Below are 24249 nucleotides of genomic sequence, written 5' to 3'. Positions count from 1 at the left end.
CGCCGCCCGGGTGGACAGGACCGGCCCCGGCGCTCCACCCTGCCGTCGCAATGGCCTTTGGGGGAACGGGAATGGCACAAAAATATGCACTGGTGACGGGGGCCGGGTCCGGCGTCGGCCGCGCCGCCTCCATCGCGCTGGCGGCGGAGGGCTGGACCGTGGCCCTGCTCGGCCGCCGCAAGGATGCGTTGGAGGAGACCGCAGGGCTGTGCCAGGGCGGCGGCACCCTGGTGGTCCCGGCCGACGTCACCGACCCCGCCCAGATCGACGCCGCCTTCGCCACGATCCAGAAGGAATTCGGCCGGCTGGACCTGCTGTTCAACAATGCGGGCAACAACGTGCCCGGCACGCCCTTCGAGGAGCTGACCGCCGAACAGTGGTTCAAGGTGGTGAACGTCAACCTGAACGGCGTGTTCCTGGTGGCGCATGCGGCCTTCCGCATGATGGCGAAGCAGGACCCGATGGGCGGGCGCATCATCAACAACGGCTCGATCAGCGCGCATGCGCCGCGGCCGGGCAGCGCGCCCTATACGGCCACCAAGCACGCCGTCACCGGCCTCACCAAGTCCATGAACCTCGATGGCCGCCGCTTCGATATCGCGGTCGGCCAGATCGACATCGGCAATGCCGCGACCCCGATGGCGGAGCGCATGGCCAAGGGCGTGCCGCAGGCCGATTGGTCGATCAAGGCGGAGCCGCTGATGAAGGTGGACCATGTCGGCCGCGCCGTCGCGCAGATGGCCGCCTGGCCGCTGGAAACCAATGTGCTGACCATGACCATCATGGCCAGCAAGATGCCCTTCGTCGGTCGTGGTTGAGGGAGCGGGCCCCATGCGATCGCTGGAGGGCGCAGGAGCCCGAAGGGCGACGAGCACCGGAGGCGTGAATCGCATGGGAGAAAACGCATGAACAAGCTCGACCTGCAAGGTCGCGTCGCCGTCGTCACCGGCGGCGCCCGCGGCATCGGCCTGGCCGTGGCGCGGCGCATGATCCAGTCCGGCGCCAGCGTCTCGATCTGGGATGCCGACCCGGCCAAGACCGAGGAAAGCCGCGCCGCGCTCGCCGCCGATGGCAGCGTCTCCGCCCAGGTGCTGGACCTGGCGGATGAGCTGGCGGTGGCGGAGGCGACGGCGAAGACGCTGGCCACCCATGGCAAGGTGGATATCCTGGTCAACAATGCCGGCATCACCGGCGGCAACATGCCGGTGGCGGAGATCCCGCCGGCACAATGGCGCCGCGTGGTGGAGGTGAACCTGACCGCGCCCTTCCTCGTCAGCCAGGCGCTGGTGCCGCACCTGGTCGCCAATGGCTGGGGCCGCGTGGTGAATGTCGCCTCCGTCGCGGGCAAGGAAGGCAATCCGAATGCCGCGCATTATTCCGCCAGCAAGGCCGGGCTGATCGGCCTGACCAAGTCGCTGGCGAAGGAGCTGGCGACGAAGAACGTCCTCGTGAACTGCGTGACCCCGGCCGCGGCCAAGACCGATATTTTCAACCAGATGACGGAGGCCCATATCGCCTTCATGTTGTCGAAAATTCCCATGGGCCGGTTCGTCGAGGTGGAGGAGATCGCCGGCATGATCTGCTGGCTGGCCTCGCCCGACTGCTCCTTCTCCACCGGCGCGGTCTTCGACATCTCCGGCGGGCGCGCCACCTATTGAGGGCGCTGCTGGCGGATATCGGCGGCACCAATGCCCGCTTCGCGCTGCTGCAGGACGGGCGCATCGGCGCGCCCGTGATCCTGCCGGTGGCAGGTTTCGGCAGCGCCGAGGATGCGATGGAGGAGGCGCTGAAGCGCCTCGCCCCCGCCGCGCCGCCGGAACAGGCGGTGCTGGCCCTGGCCGGGCCCGTGCTGGCGGAGCCGGTGCGGCTGACCAATGCGCCCTGGTCGCTGGAAAGTGCCGCCATCGCCGCGCGCTTCGGCATGCGCCGCGTGCGGCTGGTGAACGATTTTCTGGCACTCGCCCATGCGCTGCCGCATCTGGCGGGGGGCGACCTGGTGCGGATCGGTGGCGGCACGCCCGTGGCCTCCGCGCCCATGCTGGTGGTGGGGCCGGGCACCGGGCTGGGCGCAGCCGGGCTGGTGCCGACGGCGGGTGATCCGGTCGCGGTGCCGACGGAAGGCGGCCACATCGGCCTGGCGGCGGAGACGCCGCGGGAGGATGCGGTGATCGCCGCGCTGCGCGCCCGCTGCGGCCGTGCGGGGGCGGAGGAAGCCCTTTCCGGCCGCGGCCTGGTAAACCTGCACGCCATCGCGGCCGAGCTGCAGGGCGTGGCCGCGCCGCAGCGCGATGCCGCGGCCATCGTCGCGGCCGCCGGCACCTGCCCGGTGGCGGATGAGGCGCTGGCGCATTTCCTGGCCTTCCTGGCCGCCTATGCGGGCGACATGGCGCTGGCCTGGGGCGCCCGCGGCGGCATCTTCATCGCCGGCGGCATCCTGCCGCGCCTGCTGCCGCGGCTGGATGCGCCGCGCTTCCGCGCCCAGTTCGAGGCCAAGCCGCCGATGCGGCATTGGATGGCGGATGTGCCTCTGGCGGTCGTGACCCACCCCGCGCCAGCCTTCCTGGGCCTTGCCGCCCTGGCGCGCAGCTCGGCCGATTGAGCCGGCCTGGCGGCGGCCGTCGGGCCGCCGCTCCAGCTTGTTTTTCATTTGGCGGGCCATACAAATTGCTGCAAAGCAGCGTGGTACCGCGCCGCGCGATGGTGCGAAAACGCGCCCCCAGGAGCCGATAGCCATGGACACCCCGACGATGCCGCGTCCGGAACACCCTGCCCCCGGCGCCCCGGCCGACGAGGCGGCGGCGCTGCGCGCAACCATCCTGCACAAGCTGACCTACGACCTGGGGAAAAGCCGGCTCGGCGCGCGCGACCGCGACTGGTTCATCGCGACGGCGCTCGCGGTGCGGGACCGCATCGTCGATCGCTGGATCGACCTGACGCGGGCCACCTACCAGTCGGGCGCGAAGCAGGTCTATTACCTGAGCCTGGAATTCCTGATCGGCCGGCTGCTGCGGGACAACGTCTGCAACCTGGGCCTGGTCGGCACCATCCGCGATGCGCTGGAACCGCTGGGCGTGGATCCGGAGAAGCTGCGCATCGCGGAACCGGATGCGGCGCTCGGCAATGGCGGCCTCGGCCGGCTGGCCGCCTGCTTCATGGAAAGCATGGCCAGCCTCGGCATCCCCGCCTTCGGCTACGGCATCCGCTACGATCACGGGCTGTTCCGGCAGATCATCCGCGACGGCTGGCAGCACGAATTCCCAGAGGACTGGCTGAACTTCGGCAACCCCTGGGAATTCGCCCGGCCCGAAATCTCCCACACCATCGGCTTCGGCGGGGTGGTGGAGGCCGTCACCGTCTCCGAGGCCCGGGTGCAGCATGTCTGGAAGCCGGGCGAGACGGTGCAGGCGGTGGCCTATGACACGCCCATCGTCGGCTGGCGCGGCGCGCATGTGAACACGTTGCGGCTGTGGTCCGCCCGCGCCACGGATGCGCTGAAGCTGGAGGCCTTCAATTCCGGCGACCATATCGGCGCGCTGAGCGAGAAGGTGCGGGCGGAGAGCATCTCCAAGCTGCTCTATCCCTCCGATGAAAGCCCTGCGGGGCAGGAGCTGCGGCTGCGGCAGGAATACTTCTTCTCCTCCGCCGCCTTGCAGGACCTCGTGCGCCGGCACCTGCGCGTCTATGGCGATATTCGGTCCCTTCCCGACCGCGTCGCCATCCAGCTGAACGATACGCATCCGGCCATCGTGGTGGCGGAACTTTTGCGCATCCTGGTCGATCTGCATGACATCGCTTGGGACGAGGCCTGGGACATCACGCGCCGCACCATCAGCTATACGAACCACACCCTGCTGCCCGAGGCGCTGGAAAGCTGGCCCGTTCCGCTGATGGAGCGCCTGCTGCCGCGCCATATGCAGCTGATCTACCTGATCAATGCCTTCCACCTGGACGAGGTACGCGGCAAGAATCCGGATGACGGCCGGCTGCTGTCCTCCGTCTCTCTGATCGAGGAAGGGCACGGGCGCCGCGTGCGCATGGGCCATCTGGCCGTGGTCGGCTCGCACAAGGTCAATGGCGTCTCCGCGCTGCATTCGGACCTGCTGAAGCAGACCATCTTCGCCGATTTCCACCGCCTGTTCCCTGGGCGGCTGACCAACAAGACCAACGGCATCACCTTCCGGCGCTGGCTGCAGCAGTGCAATCCGGGCCTGACCGGCCTGCTGGTGGAGGCCTGCGGGGCCGAGGTGCTGGACGATCCCGGCGCGCTGGAGAAGCTGCGCCCGCTGGCCGCCGATGCCGGCTTCCAGCAGAAATTCGCCGCCGTGAAGCGCGCCAACAAGCAGGCGCTGGCCGCGCTGGTGCGCGATCAGTACCAGCTGAAGATCGACCCCGATGCGCTGTTCGACGTGCAGATCAAGCGCATCCATGAATACAAGCGGCAGCTGCTGAACGTGATCGAGGCGGTCGCGCTGTATGATGAGATCCGCAGCCAGCCGACCAAGGACTGGACGCCGCGGGTGAAGATCTTCGCCGGAAAGGCGGCCAGCAGCTACCACCGGGCGAAGCTGATCATCAAGCTGGCACACGACGTGGCCCGCGTGGTGAACAGCGACCCGACGGTGCGCAACCTGCTGAAGGTGGTGTTCCTGCCGAACTACAACGTCTCGCTGGCCGAGATGATCGTCCCGGCCGCCGACCTCTCCGAACAGATCAGCACGGCCGGCATGGAAGCCTCCGGCACCGGCAATATGAAGCTGGCGTTGAACGGCGCGCTGACCATCGGCACGCTCGATGGCGCCAATGTCGAGATCAAGGAACGCGTCGGCGACGAGAACATCTTCATCTTCGGCCTGACGACGGAGGAGGTGGCGAAGCATCGCGCCGCCGGCATCCAGGGCGCCGCCGCCATCGCCCGGTCCCGCCGGCTGCAGGAGGCGCTGGAGCAGATCGAGGCCGGCGTCTTCTCGCCCGACGATCCCACGCGCTACCGCGACCTGGTCGCGTCGCTGCGTGCCTCCGACTACTTCCTGGTGACCGCCGATTTCGACAGCTACTACGACGCGCAGCGCCGCGTCGCCGAGCGCTGGCGCAACCCGGCCGCCTGGTGGCAATCCGCCGCGCTGAACACGGCGAATGTCGGCTGGTTCTCCTCCGACCGCACCATCGCGGAATATGCGGAGGAGATCTGGAACGTGCCGGTCAAACGAAGCCCCGACAACCGATGAAGGTGACGCGCCGATGATGGAAGCCTGGCGCATGCCAACGGCCGAGCTTGAGGCGCTGCGAAATGCCCGCCATGGCGACCCCTTCGCCTGGCTCGGGCCGCATGAGGAGGCGGAGGGGCTGGTGCTCCGCGCCTTCGTCCCGGATGCCGAGCGGCTCTACGTGCTGCCGGCCGAGGGCGGCCGGCCGCTGCCGCTGGAACAGCGCGACGCCGCCGGCATCTTCGAAGGCCTGCTGCCAAAGCGCCGCCTGCCCTTCGCCTATCGCCTACGTGCCGAGAATGCAGGCGGGGTCTGGGAACTGGACGACCCCTATCGCTTCGGCGAGACGCTGGGCCCGCTGGATGACCATCTGCTGGTGGAGGGCACGCATCGCCGGCTGCATGAACGCCTGGGCGCGCATGTGGTGGTGCATGAAGGCATGGAAGGCACGCGCTTCGCGGTCTGGGCGCCGAATGCGAAGCGGGTCTCCGTGGTCGGCGAATTCAACGCCTGGGACGGCCGCCGCCACCCGATGCGCAAGCGCGTCGACAGCGGCTTGTGGGAGATTTTCGTGCCCGGCCTCGGCGCCGGCGCCGCCTACAAGTACGAGATCCTGGGCGCGGACGGGCAGGTGCAGCCGCTGAAGGCGGACCCCTTCGGCCGCGCCGCGCAGCTGCGCCCGGCCACCGCCTCCCTGGTGGAGGAGGAGGTCGAGTTCCCCTGGGGCGATGCGGATTTCCTGGCCCGCCGCACCGAGAAGAATTCCGCCCGCGCGCCGATCGCGATCTACGAGGTGCATGCGCCGTCCTGGCGCCGCCATCCCGATGGCCGCTTCTACAGCTGGGACGAGCTGGTCGCCGCCCTGGTGCCCTATGTCGCCTGGATGGGCTTCACGCATATCGAGCTGATGCCGGTGATGGAGCATCCGCTGGATGAGAGCTGGGGCTACCAGCCGATCGGCCTGCATGCACCGACCGCGCGCATGGGCGATGCCGCCGGGCTGAAGCGCTTCGTCGAGGCCTGCCACGCGCATGACCTCGGCGTGATCCTGGACTGGGTGCCGGCGCATTTTCCGCAGGACAAGCACGGGCTGATCCGCTTCGACGGCCATACGCTGTATGAACACCCCGATCCCAAGCGCGGCTTCCACAAGGGCTGGGGCACCGCGACCTTCGACTTCGGCCGGCGCGAGGTGGCGGGCTTCCTCGCCTCCAATGCGCTGTACTGGACGCAGGAATTCCATGCGGATGGGCTGCGCGTCGATGCCGTCTCCACCATGGTGCATCTCGACCATGGCCGCGCCCCCGGCGACTGGATTCCCAATGAGGAAGGCGGCACGGAGAACCACGAGGCCGTGGCCTTCCTGCGCCAGGTGAATGCGCTGGTGGCGGAGGAGGCGCCGGGGGCCGCGATCTTTGCGGAGGAAGCGACGTCCTGGCCCGGTGTGACCCATGCGGCGGAGGATGGCGGGCTCGGCTTCCAGTTCAAGTGGAACATGGGCTGGATGAACGACACGCTGCGCTACCTGGCGCTCGATCCGCTGCATCGCCGCTGGCACCACAACCTGGTGACCTTCGGCATGATGTATGCGTTTTCCGAGAAATTCGTGCTGCCGCTGAGCCATGACGAGGTGGTGCATGGCAAGGGATCGCTGCTCGGCCGCCTGCCGGGCGATGACTGGCAGCGCTTTGCCACGCTGCGCGCCTATTTCGGCTTCATGTACGGCCATCCGGGCAAGAAGCTGCTCTTCATGGGCGGCGAATTCGCGCAGTGGCGCGAATGGTCCGAGGCGCGGGAGCTGGATTGGTGGCTGCTGCAATTCCCGCCGCACCAGGGGGTGCAGAACCTGGTCCGCGAGCTCAACCAGCTCTACCGCGACATCCCCGCGCTGCATGCGCGCGACGCGGAGTATGAGGGCTTCCGCTGGATCGACGCGGATGACGCCGAGAATTCCACCTTCAGCTGGCTGCGCATGGATGGCGAAGGTGGACCGCCCGTTGCGGTCCTGTGCAACCTGACGCCCGTTCCGCGGTTTCATCTCCGCTTCGGCCTGCCGCAGGCAGGGGTTTGGCGGGAAGTCCTGAACACCGATGCCAGCGGCTTCGGCGGTTCGGGCGTGGGCAATCTCGGGCGTGTGGTGGCAGAGGAGCTGCCGGCGCATGGAATGCCCGCTTCCGCCGTGGTGGTGCTGCCGCCCCTGGCCACCATCTACCTGATGCCGGAGACTGTTGAAGACCAAGAGGGAGAAGACCATGCCGACCAGCCATAGCCAGGCCTCCGCGCCGCTGGCCCGCACCGCCATGGCCTTCGTCCTGGCCGGCGGACGTGGCAGCCGCTTGATGGAGCTGACCGACCGGCGCGCCAAGCCGGCCGTGTTCTTCGGCGGCAAGTCCCGCATCATTGACTTCGCGCTGTCGAACGCCATCAATTCCGGCATCCGCCGCATCGGCGTCGCCACCCAGTACAAGGCACACAGCCTGATCCGCCACCTGCAGCGCGGCTGGAACTTCATGCGGCCGGAGCGGAACGAGAGCTTCGACATCCTGCCCGCCAGCCAGCGCGGCGATGGGCAGAACTGGTATCTCGGCACCGCGGATGCGGTGTACCAGAACATCGACATCATCGAGGACCTGGCGCCGCGCCACATGGTCATCCTCGCGGGCGACCACGTCTACAAGCAGGATTACGAGTACATGCTGCAGCAGCATGTCGAATCCGGCGCGGACGTGACCGTGGGCTGCATCGCCGTGCCGCGCATGGAAGCCACCGCCTTCGGCGTGATGCATGTGGACCGCGACGCCCGCATCGTCGCCTTCCTGGAGAAGCCCAAGGACCCGCCCGGCATTCCGGGCCGCGAGGATCTCGCCCTCGCCTCCATGGGCATCTACGTCTTTGAAACAAAATTCTTGTTCGACCAGCTGCGGCGCGATGCGGCGGATCCCGATAGCCAGCGGGACTTCGGCCACAACATCATCCCCTACTTGGTCAAGCACGGTAAGGCGGTGGCGCATCGCTTCGAGCGCAGCTGCGTCCGCTCCTCGGCGGAATCGACCCCCTATTGGCGCGATGCCGGCACCGTCGATGCCTATTGGGAAGCGAATATCGACCTGACCGATGTGGTGCCGGAGCTCGACCTGTTCGACCGCAACTGGCCAATCTGGACCTATGCCGAGGTCACGCCGCCGGCCAAGTTCGTGCATGATGTCGAAGGAAGGCGGGGCGAGGCGATTTCCTCCCTCGTCTCCGGCGGCTGCATCGTCTCGGGCGGTCTCGCGCGGCGCTCGCTGCTCTGCACCGGCGTGCATCTGCATTCCTACACCAAGGTCGAAGGCGGTGTGCTGCTGCCCTATGTCGATGTGGCGCGCGGCGCCCGGCTGAAGAACGTGGTCGTCGATCGCGGCGTGCGGATCCCGGCCGGCATGGTGATCGGCGAGGATCCCGAGGAGGATGCCCGCCGCTTCCGTCGCACGGAAAAGGGCATCTGCCTGGTCACCCAGGCCATGCTCGACAAGCTGGAGGCATGAGCCTGCGCGTCCTCTCCGTCGCCTCGGAATGCGTGCCACTGGTGAAGACCGGCGGGCTGGCCGATGTGGTGGGCGCGCTGCCTTCGGCGCTGGCGGCGCAGGGCATCCGCGTCACCACGCTGCTGCCGGGCTATCCTTCCGTCATGGCAGCGATGGGCGGCGGGCGGGCGCTGCGGCGGATCGACGATCTGTTCGGCGGGCCGGCGCGGCTGCAGCGCGCGGAGGTGGCGGGGATGGACATCATCGCCATCGACGCGCCGCATCTCTTCGCCCGCCCCGGCAATCCGTATCTCTCGCCGCAGGGTGGCGAATGGGCCGACAATGGCGTGCGCTTCGCCGCGCTCGGTGCCATGGCCGCGCTGATCGCCACCGGCGGCATCCGCAACCTGGGCTTCGACCTGGTGCATGCGCATGACTGGCAGGCGGGCCTCGCGCCCGCCTATCTGCGCTATGCGGGCAAGCGCGTGCCCTCGGTCTTCACCGTGCACAACCTGGCCTTCCAGGGCAAATTCCCGCTGGCGCTGTTTCCCCTGCTGGGCCTGCCGCCGCAGGCGCTTTCGGTGGAAGGCGTCGAGTATTTCGGCACCACCGGCTTCCTGAAGGCGGGTCTCTGGTATGCGGACCGCATCACCACCGTCTCCCCCACCTATGCTGCGGAAATCCGCACGCCGGAGATGGGCATGGGGCTGGACGGGCTGCTGCGCGGCCGCGCCGGCATCGTCTCCGGCATCCTGAACGGCATCGACGCGGTTTCGTGGGACCCGGCGAAGGACAAGTTGCTGCCGGCGAATTTCAGCGCGAAGGACGTCGCACCCCGCGCCGCCAACAAGGCCGCGCTGCAGCGCCGGCTGGGATTGGAGGAGGATCCGGAGGCGCTGCTGTTTGGCTTCGTCGGCCGGCTGACCTGGCAGAAGGGCGTGGACCTGATCCTTGGCGCGCTCGGCACCATGCTGGGCCAGGGCGCGCAGCTCGCCATCCTCGGCACCGGCGATGCGGAGCTGGAGGCGGCGACGCGCGGTGCATCCTGGGCCAATCCAGGCCGCGTCGGGCATGAGATCGGCTATGACGAGGCCCTGGCGCGACAGATCTATGCCGGCGCCGATGCGGTGCTGGTGCCGAGCCGCTTCGAACCCTGCGGCCTCGCCCAGCTCTGCGCGCTGCGCTACGGCGCGCTGCCGCTGGTAGCCCATGTGGGCGGGCTGTCGGACAGCGTGATCGACGCGAATGAGATGGCGCTGGCCGAGGGCCAGGGCACCGGCCTGCATTTCTCGCCGGTGAACCGGGAGATGCTGGAAGCGGCCGTGCTGCGCATGGCGCTACTGTGGCGCGACCAGCCCAGCTTCCGCCAGCTGCAGGCCAATGCCTTGCGCTGCGACGTCTCCTGGACCCGCTCCGCCGCTCGCTATGCCGCGCTGTACCGGGATGCGGTTGCGCATGCAGGCTGAGGCCAGCCCAGGCCAGGCCGAACCGCTCGGCGCGACGCTCGACGCCAACGGCGCGAATTTCGCCTTTCCGGCGCCGGACGCCACCGCGGTCTTCCTCTGCGTCTTCGATGCGCAGGACCGGGAGGTGGCGCGCATCCGCCTGCCCGGCCGCAGCGGGGATGTGCATCACGGCCATGTCGCCGGCCTCGCCGCCGGCACGCGATACGGGCTGCGCGTCGCCGGCCCCTGGCAGCCGCAGCGCGGGCATCGCTTCAATCCGCAGAAGCTGCTGGTCGACCCTTGGGCAACCGCGCTCGACCGCCCCTTCGCGCTGCATCCGGCGCTGTTCGACACGGGTGAGATGCCGGAGGAGACGGATAGCGCGCCGCATCTGCCGAAGGCGATTCTGACCCCGCCGCTGCCGCCCCTCATCCGCACCGCGCCGACCGGCCCGCAGGTGATCTACGAGCTCCATGTGAAGGGGTTTTCGCAGCGCAATCCGGCAGTGCCGGAGCGGCTGCGCGGCACCTTCGCCGGCCTCGGCCACCCGGCCAGCGTCGCGCATCTGAAGCGCCTCGGCGTGACCGTGGTGGAACTGCTGCCGGCCGCCGCCTGGATCGACGAACGCCACCTGCCGCCGCTCGGACTGTCCAACTACTGGGGCTACAATCCGGTGGCGCTGCTGGCGCCCGATCCGCGCCTGGCGCCTGGCGGCATGGCGGAAGTGCGCGCGGCGGTGGCGGCACTGCAGGCGGCGGGCATCGCCGTCATCCAGGACGTGGTCTTCAACCACACCGGCGAATGCGACGAGCTGGGCCCCACCCTCTCGCTGAAGGGCCTGGGCAATGCCGCCTTCCACCGGCTGCTGCCGGAGGATGCGCGCCGCTACGCCAATGACGCCGGCACCGGCAATACCCTGGCGTTGGACCGGCCCTGGCCGCTGCGCCTGGCCATGGACGCCTTCCGCCATTGGGCGGAACAGGCCGGGCTGGACGGGTTTCGCCTCGACCTTGCCACCACGCTGGCGCGGCGTGACGCCGGCTTCGATCCCGATGCACCGCTGATCCAGGCGATGCGGCAGGACCCGGTGCTGCGCAAACTGCGTATCATCGCGGAACCCTGGGATATCGGCCGCGACGGCTACCAGCTCGGCCGCTTCCCGCCCGGCTGGGGCGAGTGGAATGACCGCTTCCGGGACGACATCCGCCGCTTCTGGCGCGGCGATGCCGGCGGCGTCGGCGCATTGGCCACGCGCCTCGCCGGTTCCGCCGATGTCTTCGCGGGCCGACCACTGACGGACAGCGTGAACTACATCACCGCGCATGACGGTTTCACCCTCGCCGACCTCGTCAGCCATTCGGAAAAACGCAACGAGGCGAATGGCGAGCAGAACCGGGACGGCACCGGCGACAACCTCTCCTGGAACTGCGGCGTCGAGGGACGCAGCGACGATGCGGAGGTCAAGGCCCGGCGCCTGCGCGACAGCCGCGCACTGCTGGCCACGCTGCTTCTGGCGCGCGGCACGCCCATGCTGTCCATGGGCGACGAGGCCGGGCGCAGCCAGGGCGGCAACAACAACGCCTATGCGCAGGACAATGCGCTGAGCTGGTTCAACTGGCCGGCGATGGACCAGGGCCTCTGCGACTTCGCGGCCCGCCTGATCACCGCGCGGCGCGCGCATCCGGCACTGCAGGATGCCGCACCGCTGACTGGGGTGGTGCAGGCGGACGGCCTGCCGGATGTGGCCTGGCTGCGGCCGGATGGCGCCGCGCTGCAGGACGACGATTGGCAGGATCGCGACCGCCGCGCGCTGGTCGCCGTGCTGGCCAAGGCGGGTGACCGCTGCCTGCTGGCGCTGAATGCCGGGGCGGATCCGCTGCCCCTTACTCTGCCCCCGCCGCGCCCCGGCCAGGCCTGGAAGCTGCTGGTGGATAGCAGCGACCCGGCCGCCACCGCCCTGCCCGCCACGCTGCCCGCCCGCGCCGTGCTGCTGCTGGCGGAGGCGCCGCGCGCCGCGGTCGCCACCGACGATTCGGCGCTGCTGGCCCGCCTCGCCCAGGCCGCAGGCATCGATACCAGCTGGTACCCGATCTCGGGGCCGGAGGTGGTGGTGCCGCCCACCACGCTGCGCGCGCTGCTCGGCGCGCTGGGCCTGCCGGCCGAAAATGCCGCGGCGATCCGGGACAGCCTGAACGGCCTCTCCACCCTGCCCGCCCTGCCCGCCTCCGTCACCCATCGCGGCGCGACGCCGGCGCGGCTGGCGCTGCCGCTGTCCGATCGTCCGCGCATGCTGCTGCTGACGGCGGAGGATGGCCACACGCAGCGCATCCCCGTGCCGCCCGAGGCCGGGGAGACGCAGCGGCTGGTGCTGCCCGATGGTCGCGCCGCGGCGCAGCGGCTGGTCAGCCTGCCGCTGCTGCCGCCGGGGCGGCATGTGCTGCGCGACGAGGCGGCGCCGGAGCGCGCTTGCCTGCTGACGGTGTCGCCGGCGCGCTGCCATCTGCCGGGGGACCTCGATGCCGGCGGCCGCCGCTTCGGCCTTTCGGCGCAGATCTACGGGCTGCGCGGCGCCCGGGACCAGGGCATCGGCGATTTTTCCGCGGTCGGCGAATTTGCCGCCCTCGCGCAGCAGCAGGGCGCGGCGGTGGTCGGCATCAGCCCGCCGCATGCGCTCTTCCCCACCGACCGGACCCGCGCCAGCCCCTACCACCCCTCCGACCGCCGCTTCCTCGATCCCATCTTCATCGATGTCACCGCCCTGCCAGGCGTTGGCGAACTGCCGGAGATGGCGCAGGCCGCGCCGATCTTCGCCGCGCTGGCAACCGGCGAGTCGGTCGACTACGCCGCCGTCTGGACCGCCAAGCGGGCCGTGCTGCTGGCCGCCTGGCGGCGCCTGAAGGCGGAGCCGGCGGGCCTGACCGCCTTTCGCCGCGACGGTGGCGAGGCGCTGGAGCACTTCTGCACCTTCGTCGCCATCGCCGATCGCATCGGCCATAGCGATGCCCGCGCCTGGCCCGTCGGATTGCGGCATGGCGCGGATGCGGGCCTGGCCGCCTTCCGCGCGGAGCACGCCGATTCCATCGGCTTCGCCGCCTTCCAGCAATGGATCGCCGACAGCCAACTGGCCGCGGCCGGCCGCGCCGGGGCGGGCCTCTATCGCGACTTGGCGGTGGGCGCCGCACCGGATGGCGCCGAGATCTGGTCCGGCGACAGCCGCTTCCTGCCCGGCTTCTCGGTGGGCGCGCCGCCCGATCCCTTCGCGCTGGAGGGCCAGGTCTGGGGCCTGCCGCCGCCCGACCCGCGGCATGGCGAGGCACTCGGCCACGCCCCCTTCGCCCGGCTGATCCGCGCGAATATGCGCCACGCCGCGGCGCTGCGCGTGGACCATGTGCTGGGGCTGAAGCGCCTGTTCCTGGTGCCGGAGGGCGCGCGCGGGTCGGAGGGCACCTACCTCGCCCAGCCCTTCGCGGATCTGCTGGGCCAATTGGCGCTTGAAAGCACGCGGGCAAACTGCCTGGTGGTGGGGGAGGATTTGGGCACGGTGCCGGAGGGCATCGGCCATGCCCTGCAATCCGCCAATATCCTGTCCTACCGCGTGCTCTGGTTCGAGCGGCACGGCAGCCGCTTCACCCCGCCCGAGACCTGGCCCGCCCGCGCCGCCGCCTGCGTCTCCACGCATGACCTGGCGACGCTGCAGGGCTTCTGGGACGGCGCCGATATCGCCGAACGCGCCGCGCTGGGCCTGCTGCCGGATGTGGCGGCGGCGGAGGCCGAGCGCGCGGCGGATCGCGCCGCGCTGCTGCAGGCGCTGGCGGAGCCGAACCTGCTGCCGGAAGGTGCCACGCCCGACGGCGCGATGGACGATGCCCTGGCGGCCGCCATCCATGCCCTGGTCGCCCTCACCCCCTCCGCCCTGCTGCTGGTGCAGGCGGAGGACCTGGCCGGGGAGCGCCAGGCGGTGAACCTGCCGGGCACGGACAGGGAGCGCCCGAACTGGCGCCGCCGCCTGCCGGTGCCGGTGGCCGAGTTGGCCAAGCTGCCGCGGGCCGGAACCATCCTCGAGGCGCTGCGCCGCCTGCGCCCCTGATCGTGGCGCCCCTGATCGTGGCGCCCCTGGCCGTCGTTCCACCGACGTCGCGGGTGGATGCGGATCCGGATCGGAGGTGGGACGCGGCGGCATTCTGACTGGACGATTGCCACCAGGTCACCTACCTTGGGTTGTGGTTAAGAATGATGCATACTCTGTGAGGTGCGTTCTCTTTACGGCACACCCAAAAGTACAGCGCGTCCGGGCGCGGACCTGATGCAAGGCCGCGCAATGTACGCAGGTAGGATGCCCGCCTGATGCGCCTCCCCTTCACCCTCGGTATTCGCAGCGGCATCTTCGTCCTCTGCGCGCTGGCCTCCCTTATCTGCGGCGGCATTTTGGTGGTCACGGCGGCCGGGGTGGCGCGCACCGTCACGGACCGGGAAAGCACGACCATCCTGCGCGTCCTCGGCGACGAAGTGGCGCGCCAGCTGGCAAGGTCGCTTTACGTGCAGTGGCGGGAGCTCGAGGGCCTGGTGCGCTTCGCCCAGTCCACGCCGGACCGCGACACCCTGCGGCTGCGGCTCGATACCATCGCCGCCTTGAATGAACGCTATGCCTGGATCGGCGTGGCCCGGCCCGATGGCCAGGTCGTCGTCGCCACCGGCCGCAACCTGGAGGGCGAGTCCGTGGCGCAGCGCCCCTGGTTCCGCGCCGGCCTGCAGGGCCCCTTTGCCGGGGACGTGCATGAGGCGGTGCTGCTGCAGCGCCTTATCGCCCCCAATGCGGCGGAGCCGCTGCGACTGATCGACTTCGCCGCGCCGCTGCGTCGCGCCGATGGCACCATCACCGGGGTCATCGGCAGCCACGTCGCCTGGTCCGCGGTGCGGGAGGTGGTGCGGGAAGCCCTGCAGGATACCGGGCGCGACGTACTTCTGGTGTCCCGCGAAGGCACGGTGCTGATCGGGCCGCCGGACCTGGAAGGCCGCAACCTCTCCCTGCCCAGCATCCTCGCGGCCCGCCAGGGCGCCACGCGCAGCGGGGTGGAAACCTGGCCGGATGGCGAGGCCTACGTCACCGCGGTCATCGCGCCCATCGCCTATCGCAACCTGCCCAGCTTCGGCTGGAGCCTGGTGCTGCGGCAGCGGGCGGATGCGGCGGCAGCGCCTGCGCGCGCCATCACGCAGCGCCTCGGGCTGAGCTTCATCGCGGTTGCCGCCGTGGCGCTGTGCGGCAGCCTAGTCCTGGGTGCCGCCGTGGCGCGGCCGCTGCGGCGGCTTCGCAACGCGGCCACCGCGCTGGCCGATGGATCGCTGGACGGGCCGGTGCCCGACCTGCGCGGCTATAGCGAGGTGCGCGCCATCGCGGATTCGCTGGCCAGGCTGCAGGCGCAGCTTCCCGATCGCATGCGGGCTGACGCGCCTCGATGAGGGGCCGCTTCACAAAGGTCCTGCTGGGTCTGATCCTCGTCTGCGGCGCGCTCTATGCCATCGTCGGCGAACAGCTGGCCGGCACCAGCGCCAGCGCCGTCGTGAACGCCCAGGTCACCGTGCTGCGCGCACCGCTGGATGGCGAGGTCAGCTTCGCCGTGCGCTCGCTCGGCACGCGGCTGGATGCCGGCGAACCGGTGGCCAGCGTGATCGACCCGCGCCCCGACGACCTGCGCCTGGTGGAGTTGGAACGCGCCGCGGGCCTTGCCGCGGCCGAGCTGCGCCGCTTGCAGCATCTGCGCGCGGCGCTGAACGAAGCGCTTGCCGGGTATGAACGCCAGGCCTCGGCCTATGCCGATGGCCGCGTGCGCCAGCTGGAAGCGCGCATCGCCGAGACCCAGGCCGTGATCGATGGCTCCTCCGCCCGGTTGCGGGAGGCGGATGCCACGCTGCAGCGCACGGCCTCGCTCAACCGCAGCGGCGTGCAGACGGTGGTCGAGCTGAACCGCTCCCGCGCCGCCTACGAAGTTGCGCAGCAGGAGCTGGAGGCAGGCCGCAACCGCCTGCGCTACCTGACGGTGGAGCTGGATGCGGCGCGCCAGGGCGTCTTCATCGGCGATTCCTACTCGGACAGCCCCTATTCCCAGCAGCGCGCCCAGGAACTTGCGACGCGGGTCGCCGAGCTGCGCACGGAGATCAACGAGAAGCAGCAGCGGCTGGACCTGCTGCGCGGCCAGATCGACGATGAACGGGTGCGCACCGCGCGCTTCAAGGAGGCACGGATCAGCGCCCCCACGCGCTCCATCCTCTGGGAGCTGGTGGCGGGCCCCGGCGAGTATGTCCGCCGCGCCCAGGATGTGGCCCGCCTGGTCGACTGCACCACCACCATGGTCACCGCGACGGTGCGGGAGAGTCTCTACAACAGCCTGCGCGTCGGGGACCCCGTGCAGTTCCGGCTGCTGGGCAGCGGGCAGGTGTTTGCCGGCAGCGTCGCGCGGCTGGCGGGATCCGGTGCGGAGAGCATCTATCGCAGCCTCGCCATCGGTCCGAGCGCGGAGCAGCTGAAGCGCTTCGACGTGGCGCTGAACGTGCCGGTCTTGCCGCAGGACCCGGAGCTGGGCTGCGCCGTCGGCCGCACCGGCCGCGTGGTCTTCGCCGCGCGTCCGCTGGATTTCTGGCGCCGCCTGGTCGCCGAATACGCGCCCTTCTAGCGGCCATGTTCGCCTTCGATCCCGTCACCGTCAGCATGGCGCCGGCGATCCTCGTGGCGGGGCTCTGCCTGATGATCCTGCCGCTGTTCCGGCCGGATCATGCGGTGGTGCGGGCGGGGGCGCTCGCCCTCGTCGTGCTGCTGGCCTGGCGCTACATGGCCTGGCGCTTCACCAGCACGCTGGCGCCGCTGGAATGGTCGGTCGATGCCGTGGCGTCCTGGACCTTTGCGCTGCTGGAAGGCGGCACCGTCGTTTCCTCCACCCTCGCCTTCCTGATCCTGTCGCGCACCCGCGACCGCAAGCGGGAGGCGGATGACCATGCCGGCTGGTGGCGGCCCGGCCCCGCGCCGCGCGTGGATATCCTGATCGCCAGCTACAACGAGGAAGCGGCGATCCTGGAGCGGACCATCGCCGGCGCCCTGGCAGCGCGCCATGTGCCGACCCGCGTCTGGGTGCTGGATGACGGGCGGCGGCCCTGGCTGCGCGAATTGTGCGACAGGCTGGGCGCGAACTACCTGACGCGGGCCGACAATGCCCATGCCAAGGCCGGCAATATCAATGCCGGCCTCAAGGTGCTGGCCGCGCTGCCGGATCCGCCGGATTTCGTCGCCGTGCTGGATGCGGATTTCGTGCCGCACCGGGACTTCGTGCACCGGGCGCTGGCGCTGTTCCACGACCCCAAGGTGGGGCTGGTGCAGACGCCGCAGCACTTCTTCAACCCCGACCCCATCCAGCACAATCTGGGCATCGAGCGCGCCTATCCGGACGAGCAGCGCTTCTTCTTCGACCATATCCAGCCGGCCCGCGATGCCTGGGGCATCGCTTTCTGCTGCGGCACCTCCTCCGTCATGCGCTGGTCGGCGCTGATGGCGATCGGCGGCTTTCCCACCGGCAGCGTGACGGAGGATTTCCTCATTACCCTGCGCTTCCAGGAGGAGGGCTATTCGACCGTCTACCTGAACGAGGCCTTGACGGAGGGCCTGGCGCCGGAGGGTTTGGGCGAATACATCACCCAGCGCGGGCGCTGGTGCCTTGGGCTGATCCAGATCGTGCGCGGCCCGATGGGCCCTTTTTCCAAAAGCCGGCTGCGGCTGGTGGATCGCCTCGGGCTGCTGGATTCCTTCCTCTACTGGGCCAGCACCTATCCCTTCCGCCTCGCCTGCCTGGTGGTGCCGCTGCTCTACTGGTTCTTCGGCGTGACCGTGGTCGATGCCTCCGTCCCCGGCGTGCTGTCCTACTTCCTGCCCTACTTCGCCGCCGTGCTGATCGTGCTGAACTGGATTTCCGGCGGGCTGATCGTGCCCATCCTGAACGATGTGAGCCAGCTGCTCGGCGCGCGGGAGATCACGAAGGCCGTGGTGACCGGCCTGCTGCAGCCCAAGAACCAGAAGTTCAAGGTGACGGCGAAGGGCGGCGACCGCACCCGGATCGTGGTGCAATGGCCGCTGCTGATGCCGATGCTGCTGGCCTTCCTGGCAACCCTGGTGGGGCTGCTCTACGCCATCGTCACCGACGTGGTCTTCGAACGCGACCCGGGCGACGGCAAGTCCGTCATCATCACCTGGACCTTGTACAATCTGGCGGTGCTGGCGGTGACCATGGCCGTGTGCATCGAGCTGCCACGCCGCGCCACCGCCCATTCGCCCGGCGCCACGCCCGTGGTGGTGCGCTTCGGCACGCAGCGGATGCGGGGCTGGGCGATGCGCCTGACGGCCGAGGATGCCTGGATCCGCGGTGGCCCGCTGCCGGAACGGGGCGCGAGCGTCGAGCTGGACCTGCCCGCCATCGGCGGGATCCCGGCCCGCGTCACCCGGCAGGAAAGCGCCGGCATTGCCCTGGAACTGCAGCCCTCGGCGACGCAGCGCGTGGCCCTGCTCACGCAGTTGCATACGCTGGAAGGCGCGGCCGGCACGCGGCAAACCGAATTGGGCGGGTTGCTGACGGCGCTGGGCGGCCGGACCCTGCGCGGCCCGCGCAGCTGAGCGACTGACTGCGAGGCAAGGCCCGCAGCGCCTGCGCCGCGGACCGCGAAACCGTCTTACGCGGCGCCCGCACCCCGCGGTGCAGGCCGACATCTGGCGAAACGCGCCGCTGCGCGCCCTCCAGAGCACGACTTGAACCGAAACAGGCGCGAACAGCAGGCCGTTCGCGCAACGTCGAACGGCAACGACCCATCGTCAAAAGACGGCCACCGCAACGCGATCAGAAGGAAACGCGACGATGGTCATCAAGGTCCTCACCAACGGCAACGACGTCTTCGACTACCAGGGCACAGAATCGCACCAGGTCTACGCCGGCGGCGGCAATGACACGGTCTATGGCGGCCAGGCCAAGGACTGGCTCTACGGCAATGACGGCAACGACACGCTGATCGGGCGCTGGGGCGCCGATCAGCTCTATGGCGGTGCGGGCAACGACTATCTCCAGACCGGCGCGTTTATGGCGGGCGGGGCCGGCGACGATATCTACCTGTTCGCCGACACCCATGGCGCCATCGCCAATGTCATCACCGAGCAGGCGGATGGCGGCCACGACAAGGTTCTGGTGATCACGAAGCCGGGCGGCACCTACACCCTCGGCGCCAATATCGAGGACATGGTCATCCACCAGGATCCCTCGGTGTTCATCAGCCCGCATAGCGCGAAGCTGGTCGGCAACAGCCTGGACAACTACCTGATCGGCAACGATGGCAACGACACGCTGGACGGCGGCGACGGCCGCGACACGCTTCTGGGCTCCACGGGCAACGACTCCCTGCTCGGCGGCAATGGCCATGACGACCTGCAGGGCGGCATTGGCGACGACCGCCTCTTCGGCCATGCCGACAACGACATGCTGCGGGGCGGCGCGGGCAAGGATGCGCTCTATGGCGGCGCGGGGATGGATACGCTGGATGGCGGCACGGAAGCCGACGTGATGCAGGGCGGGCTCGGCGACGACCTCTATGTCGCCGGCGCCGGCGACAATATCACGGAGCTGGCGAATGAGGGCATCGACACGGTCAGGACCTCGCTCACCAGCTATACGCTGGGCCCGGCGCTGGAGCGGCTGGAATACTTCGGCAACCTCGATTTCAACGGCACCGGCAATTCCGCGCACAATATCATCACGTCGAGCAGCGGCCATGATCTGCTCCGCGGCGAGGGCGGGCATGACGAGCTGAAGGCGGGCGGCGGCCACGACACCGTCATGGGCGGCACCGGTGAGGATACGCTCTGGGGCTTCAACGGCGACGACCAGCTCTGGGGCGGTACGGAGGCCGATGAGATCCACGGGGAGGCGGGTGCCGACCTGATGTTCGGCGAATCCGGGCATGACTGGATGGATGGCGGCAGCGGCAACGACCAGCTGGTGGGCGGGGCCGGAAACGATACGCTGATCGGTGGCCTGGGCAACGATATCCTGCAGGGCGGCACGGGCGACGACACGATGCTGGGTGGCGATGGCGCGGACCGGCTGGTGGGCGGCGCGGGCCGCGACGTGATGACGGGCGGCGCCCATGCCGACCGCTTCGTCTTCAGCAGCATCGGCGACAGCAGCCTGAACTTCCCCGATGTCATCATGGACATGCAGAAGGGGGTGGACCGCATCGACCTGTCGGCGATCGACGCCGATGGCGCGGCGGGCAATGCCAATGCTTTCCATTTTGCCGGCACGGCGCAGCCCTTCTTCGGCTCGGCCGGCGATCTCTGGGCGCAGGAAGCCTTCGGCGGCTCCTTCGTGCGTGGCGATGTGGACGGGGATGGCGGCTTCGACTTCCAGATCTTCGTCAGCGGCGTCATGGGCCTCACCGCCTCCGACTTCATCCTGTAGCCCGAGGCTAGAGCACCCTCCGATGACGCTGAATCGGTGTTTTCGGATTTTGTTCTTCAGAAACAATAACTTCTAGAGCACGGGATCCGTCGGAGAGGACGGATCGTGCTCTAGGCTGCGCCGGCAGGCCGTTGCAGACTGCCGACGCAGCCCGCCAGGGCGGGGGGAAAGGAAGAACGCATGTCGACCGAAGGCCAGGAACGTTTCCAGACGCTGCATGAGCTGGTGAAGGCCGCGAAGCTAAAGCTCAACGCCAATATCTGGGACTACCTGGTCGGCGCGACAGAGACCGAGACCACGATGATGCGCAATCGCGCATCGCTCGATGCCTGGGCCTTCCGCCCGCGCGTGCTGCGCGATGTCAGCCAGGTGGACAGCAGCGGGGACTTCCTGGGCAAGCGCCGCATCCGGCTGCCGGTGGCCCTCGCCCCGGTCGGCTCGCTCGATTCCTTCGATCCCGGTGGCGCGGCGACGGCGGGCCGTGCGGCGGCCGAATTCGGCGTGCCGATCATCGTCAGCAGCGTGACGGAGCCGGGGCTGGAGGGCTCCGCCCAGGCCAATCCGGATGGCGCCAAGGTCTTCCAGCTCTATGTCCGCGGCGGGCCGGAGTTCATCGACGAACACATCCGCCGCGCCATGGATGCGGGCTACGACGCCTTCGCCATCACGGTGGACACCGCCCATTACAGCCGGCGCGAACGCGACATCGCCAAGCGCTTCGTGAAGCACTGGCGGGCGCGGTCCTCCGGCATGAACTACCAGGCCGCGCTGTCCTGGGCCGACATCGCCCGCGTGCGCGCGGCGCATCCGAACGTCACGCTGATCCTGAAGGGCATCGGCACGGCCGAGGACGCCGCTATGGCGGTCGAGCATGGGATCGAGGTGGTCTATGTCTCGAACCATGGCGGCCGCCAGCTCGACCACGGCCGCGGTTCGCTCGCCGTGCTGCCGGAGGTGGTGGAAGCCGTGTCCGGCCGCGCCCGGGTCTGGATGGATGGCGGCATCAGCCGCGGCACGGACCTGGTGAAGGCCGTGGCGCTGGGGGCGGAGGTGGTGGGCCTCGGCCGGCTCTACTGCTACGGCCTGGCTGCCGCCGGCCAGCACGGCGTGCTGCGCGTGCTGCAGTTGCTGGAGGACGAGGTGCAGACCTGCCTCGGCCTGCTGGGCGCCACCAGCTTCGCCGCGGTCGAGCGGTCCATGCTGCACCAGGTGGCGCCGGTGGTGCCGCCGCATGTGCATTCCGCCTTCCCGCTGCTGGCCGAGCCGGATCGCTACTGAGAGCTTCCCTTGCCGCCGCCGCGCGGCGGGTGGAATAGTAACCGCCCTTCAGCCTGGCTCGCCGCGCGATCCCCAGGCCGGTGCCGCGCCCAGCTGCCGGTCCGGCCGCTTGCGGCGCATTGATTGACCGAGGACCCGTGCGAGCCGAACGCCCAATCCTTCGCCGCGCCGCCGCGACGCTCCTCGCCCTGGCGCTGCTGCCGATGGGCCTGCCGCCAGGCCTGCCCATGGCGCAGGCGCAGACCCGCGCCCGGCCGTCGGCCACGGAACCGCTGCCCCTGCCGCCGCCCCCGGCGCCGCCGGCCAGCCTGGCGCCCCAGCCGGCGCAGCCGGGGATTGTCCCCCGCGAAGCGCCCCGAGACGCACCCCGCGCTGGCCCGCCGCTGCAGCGGCGGATCGGCCTGGCGGAGCTCGGCCCGGCCGCCGGCCTGCCCTTCGACCAGCGCGGCGTCACGCTGACGGTGCCGCTGCCGCGCAACCAGCCGGGCCTGGCGGGCCGCCTGGCGCTGGCGATCGACCTCGCCGCCCCCTTCGGCGGCCGCCATGCCGTGGAACTTCGCGCGGAGGGCCGGCTGCTGGAAAGCCGCGCCTTCAGCGACGCGCCCGGCCCGCTCGCCATCGAAATGCCGCTGCCGGAGGATCTGCTGGCGCAGCCCGATGGAGCCCTCAGCATCGAGTTGCGGCTGGTCGGCGACCCCGATCCTGCCAGCGCCAGCTTGCGGCCGGACAGCCACCTGACCCTGCTGCTGCCCGACCCGGCGGAGCTTTCCGTGGCGGCGCTGTTCCGCCTGCTGCCGCAGGCGACGCAGGTGCTGCTGCGCCCCGGCCCGATCAGCCCGGCCGAGGCCACCGCCGCGCTGCAGATCGGCCTGGCCCTGGCCGCCACGGGGCGGGAGGTGTCGATCGCCAGTGCCCCGCCCGGCCGCGCCCTGCCTGGCCCGGGCGGCACCCGCATCTGGGCCAGCGGCGCCGTGCTGGTGGGACTGGGTGCCGAGGCCGCGGCGGTGCGGATGCTGGACGGCGTGCCGGTGCTGACCCTGGGCGGCCCCTCGCCGGAACGCATGGCCCGGCTGCTCGACAGCCCGTTGCGGGAGGCGGCGCTGATGGGCGCCGTCTCCGGCGGCACGGAGGGCGCTGCCGCGTCCTCGGCCACTGCCACCCTGCCCTTCGCCGCGCTCAGCGGCAGCACGGCGCCGCAGGAGGCCGCGCGGGCCGAATGGACCCTGTCCTTCTCCACCCGCGACCTCCCGCCTGGCACGCGGCTGGAGGCGTTGGAGGTGGCGCTGCGCGCGGCGCCGGACCCCGGCGGGGCGCGCGCCGTTGGCACCGTGCTGCTGAACAACGAGATTTTGGGCGCCGCGACCCTCTCGGCCGAGGGCAGCGCCCGGCTGGTGCTGCCGGTTCAGGCCAGCGCCCTGGCGGCGGAGAACACCCTCTCGGTCGTGGTGAACCGCGCGGCGGCCAGCGGCCCGGCGCAGCTGCTGCCCTCCTCCCTGCTGCGCCTGGCGCCGGCCGGCCCGCCGCGCGACTTCCTGGACCTGCCGTCGGCCTTCGGCGCGGGGGTGGAGGTGCTGGTGGATGCCCCCGGCCGGGTACTGGTGGCGGAGGGGCTGAACCCGCTGCTCTGGGTGATGCGCGCCGTGGTGCCCGCCGCCGCGCCGCTGCGGGTGACGCTGGCCGAGCCCGGCACCCCCGCCGCCCCCTCCGGCCCCTTCGTCGCGGCCACTATCGAGCCGCCGGCGGACAGCGACCCGCTGCTGCGCTTCGATGCCGGCCGCATCCTGCTCTCGAATCGGGAGGGCCGGCCCGTGCTGGAACTCGGCGGGCTGCACCGGCTGATCGCGGCGCAGCTGCTGACGGCGGGGGGCCATCCCGGCCTCTGGCTGCGCCATGTGGGCCCGGTGCCGCTGCTGCCGGCCGCGGCACCCCGCCTCGGCCAGGGCGATATCGCGCTGCTCGATGGCCAGGGCGTGGCGCTGGCCTGGTCGAGCGGGCCGGCGCCGGCGCTGCGCATCGCCTATCCCGAGGCGCCGCGGCCCGAGGGCATGTCCCTGGCCGGCGCCACCGCCTGGCTGGCCGCGCTGCGGCCCTGGCGCAGCTGGATCATCGGCGTCGCCTGGGTCGCGGGCTTCCTGCTGGTGGTCTACGCCTTCCTGCGCCCGCGCCGCGACCCGCCGCCGGCGCCGCCGGCTGGGATCAGCGCTCCGTGAGGTGCGGAGCGCCCTAGGGCGCATCCCCGGGCGGCCTTCCATGCCTGCCCGAAGGGACGCCGGATTGGATGCCGTTGTCGCTCGCTGCCCCGCGGCCAGCGCGGGCGGCAACACCGATGTATCTGCCT

14 protein-coding genes are annotated in these 24249 nt (G+C 70.4%); all 14 read left to right on the top strand.

Annotated elements, in window-relative coordinates; all coding sequences use genetic code 11:
• The first annotated feature begins 71 nt into the window (after nt 1-71).
• The 14 genes from J3S20_RS06625 (at nt 72) to J3S20_RS06560 (ending at nt 24121) form a co-directional block, all read left to right on the top strand.
• Nucleotides 72-818, top strand: coding sequence for an SDR family oxidoreductase (locus tag J3S20_RS06625; protein WP_216835656.1), 747 nt, complete (start codon nt 72-74; stop codon nt 816-818).
• A gap of 87 nt (nt 819-905) precedes the next feature.
• Nucleotides 906-1658, top strand: a complete 753-nt coding sequence (locus tag J3S20_RS06620; protein ID WP_216835654.1) for an SDR family NAD(P)-dependent oxidoreductase — start codon at nt 906-908, stop codon at nt 1656-1658.
• On the top strand, nt 1655-2599 hold the full coding sequence (locus tag J3S20_RS06615; protein WP_216835652.1) for a glucokinase: 945 nt from the start codon (nt 1655-1657) through the stop codon (nt 2597-2599). The genes J3S20_RS06620 and J3S20_RS06615 overlap by 4 nt, the downstream gene beginning before the upstream one ends.
• A gap of 133 nt (nt 2600-2732) precedes the next feature.
• Nucleotides 2733-5225, top strand: coding sequence for a glycogen/starch/alpha-glucan phosphorylase (locus J3S20_RS06610; RefSeq protein WP_246602468.1), 2493 nt, complete (start codon nt 2733-2735; stop codon nt 5223-5225).
• 13 nt (nt 5226-5238) lie between these two features.
• Nucleotides 5239-7473 carry a 1,4-alpha-glucan branching protein GlgB gene (glgB, locus tag J3S20_RS06605; protein ID WP_216835650.1) on the top strand — a complete coding sequence of 745 codons (2235 nt, stop codon included), beginning with the start codon at nt 5239-5241 and terminating at the stop codon, nt 7471-7473.
• Nucleotides 7457-8728, top strand: a complete 1272-nt coding sequence (gene glgC / locus J3S20_RS06600; protein WP_216835648.1) for a glucose-1-phosphate adenylyltransferase — start codon at nt 7457-7459, stop codon at nt 8726-8728. The genes glgB and glgC overlap by 17 nt, the downstream gene beginning before the upstream one ends.
• Before the next feature lie 2 nt (nt 8729-8730).
• Nucleotides 8731-10173, top strand: coding sequence for a glycogen synthase GlgA (glgA, locus tag J3S20_RS06595; protein WP_216836381.1), 1443 nt, complete (start codon nt 8731-8733; stop codon nt 10171-10173).
• Nucleotides 10163-14239 (top strand): glycogen debranching protein GlgX, encoded by a 4077-nt coding sequence (glgX, locus tag J3S20_RS06590; protein WP_216835646.1) that lies wholly within the window; start codon nt 10163-10165, stop codon nt 14237-14239. The genes glgA and glgX overlap by 11 nt, the downstream gene beginning before the upstream one ends.
• A gap of 257 nt (nt 14240-14496) precedes the next feature.
• The gene (locus J3S20_RS06585; RefSeq protein WP_216835644.1) at nt 14497-15609 is read left to right on the top strand and encodes a HAMP domain-containing protein; all 1113 of its coding nucleotides are present in this window, start codon (nt 14497-14499) and stop codon (nt 15607-15609) included.
• Nucleotides 15606-16820: an HlyD family secretion protein gene (locus tag J3S20_RS06580; protein WP_216835643.1), complete on the top strand. Its 1215-nt coding sequence runs from the start codon at nt 15606-15608 to the stop codon at nt 16818-16820. Before J3S20_RS06585 ends, J3S20_RS06580 begins: the two co-directional genes overlap by 4 nt.
• 5 nt (nt 16821-16825) lie before the next feature.
• Nucleotides 16826-18802: a glycosyltransferase family 2 protein gene (locus J3S20_RS06575; RefSeq protein WP_216835642.1), complete on the top strand. Its 1977-nt coding sequence runs from the start codon at nt 16826-16828 to the stop codon at nt 18800-18802.
• Nucleotides 18803-19040: 238 nt separating this feature from the next.
• Nucleotides 19041-20633: a calcium-binding protein gene (locus J3S20_RS06570; protein WP_216835640.1), complete on the top strand. Its 1593-nt coding sequence runs from the start codon at nt 19041-19043 to the stop codon at nt 20631-20633.
• Nucleotides 20634-20813: 180 nt separating this feature from the next.
• Nucleotides 20814-21911, top strand: a complete 1098-nt coding sequence (locus tag J3S20_RS06565) for an alpha-hydroxy acid oxidase (RefSeq protein WP_216835638.1) — start codon at nt 20814-20816, stop codon at nt 21909-21911.
• 137 nt (nt 21912-22048) lie between these two features.
• The gene (locus tag J3S20_RS06560; RefSeq protein WP_216835636.1) at nt 22049-24121 is read left to right on the top strand and encodes a hypothetical protein; all 2073 of its coding nucleotides are present in this window, start codon (nt 22049-22051) and stop codon (nt 24119-24121) included.
• The last annotated feature ends 128 nt before the right edge of the window (nt 24122-24249 follow it).

The organism is Falsiroseomonas tokyonensis, assembly GCF_019024325.1.
Taxonomy (GTDB): Bacteria; Pseudomonadota; Alphaproteobacteria; order Acetobacterales; family Acetobacteraceae; genus Falsiroseomonas; species Falsiroseomonas tokyonensis.
This window is presented reverse-complemented; position numbering and strand designations above follow the sequence as displayed.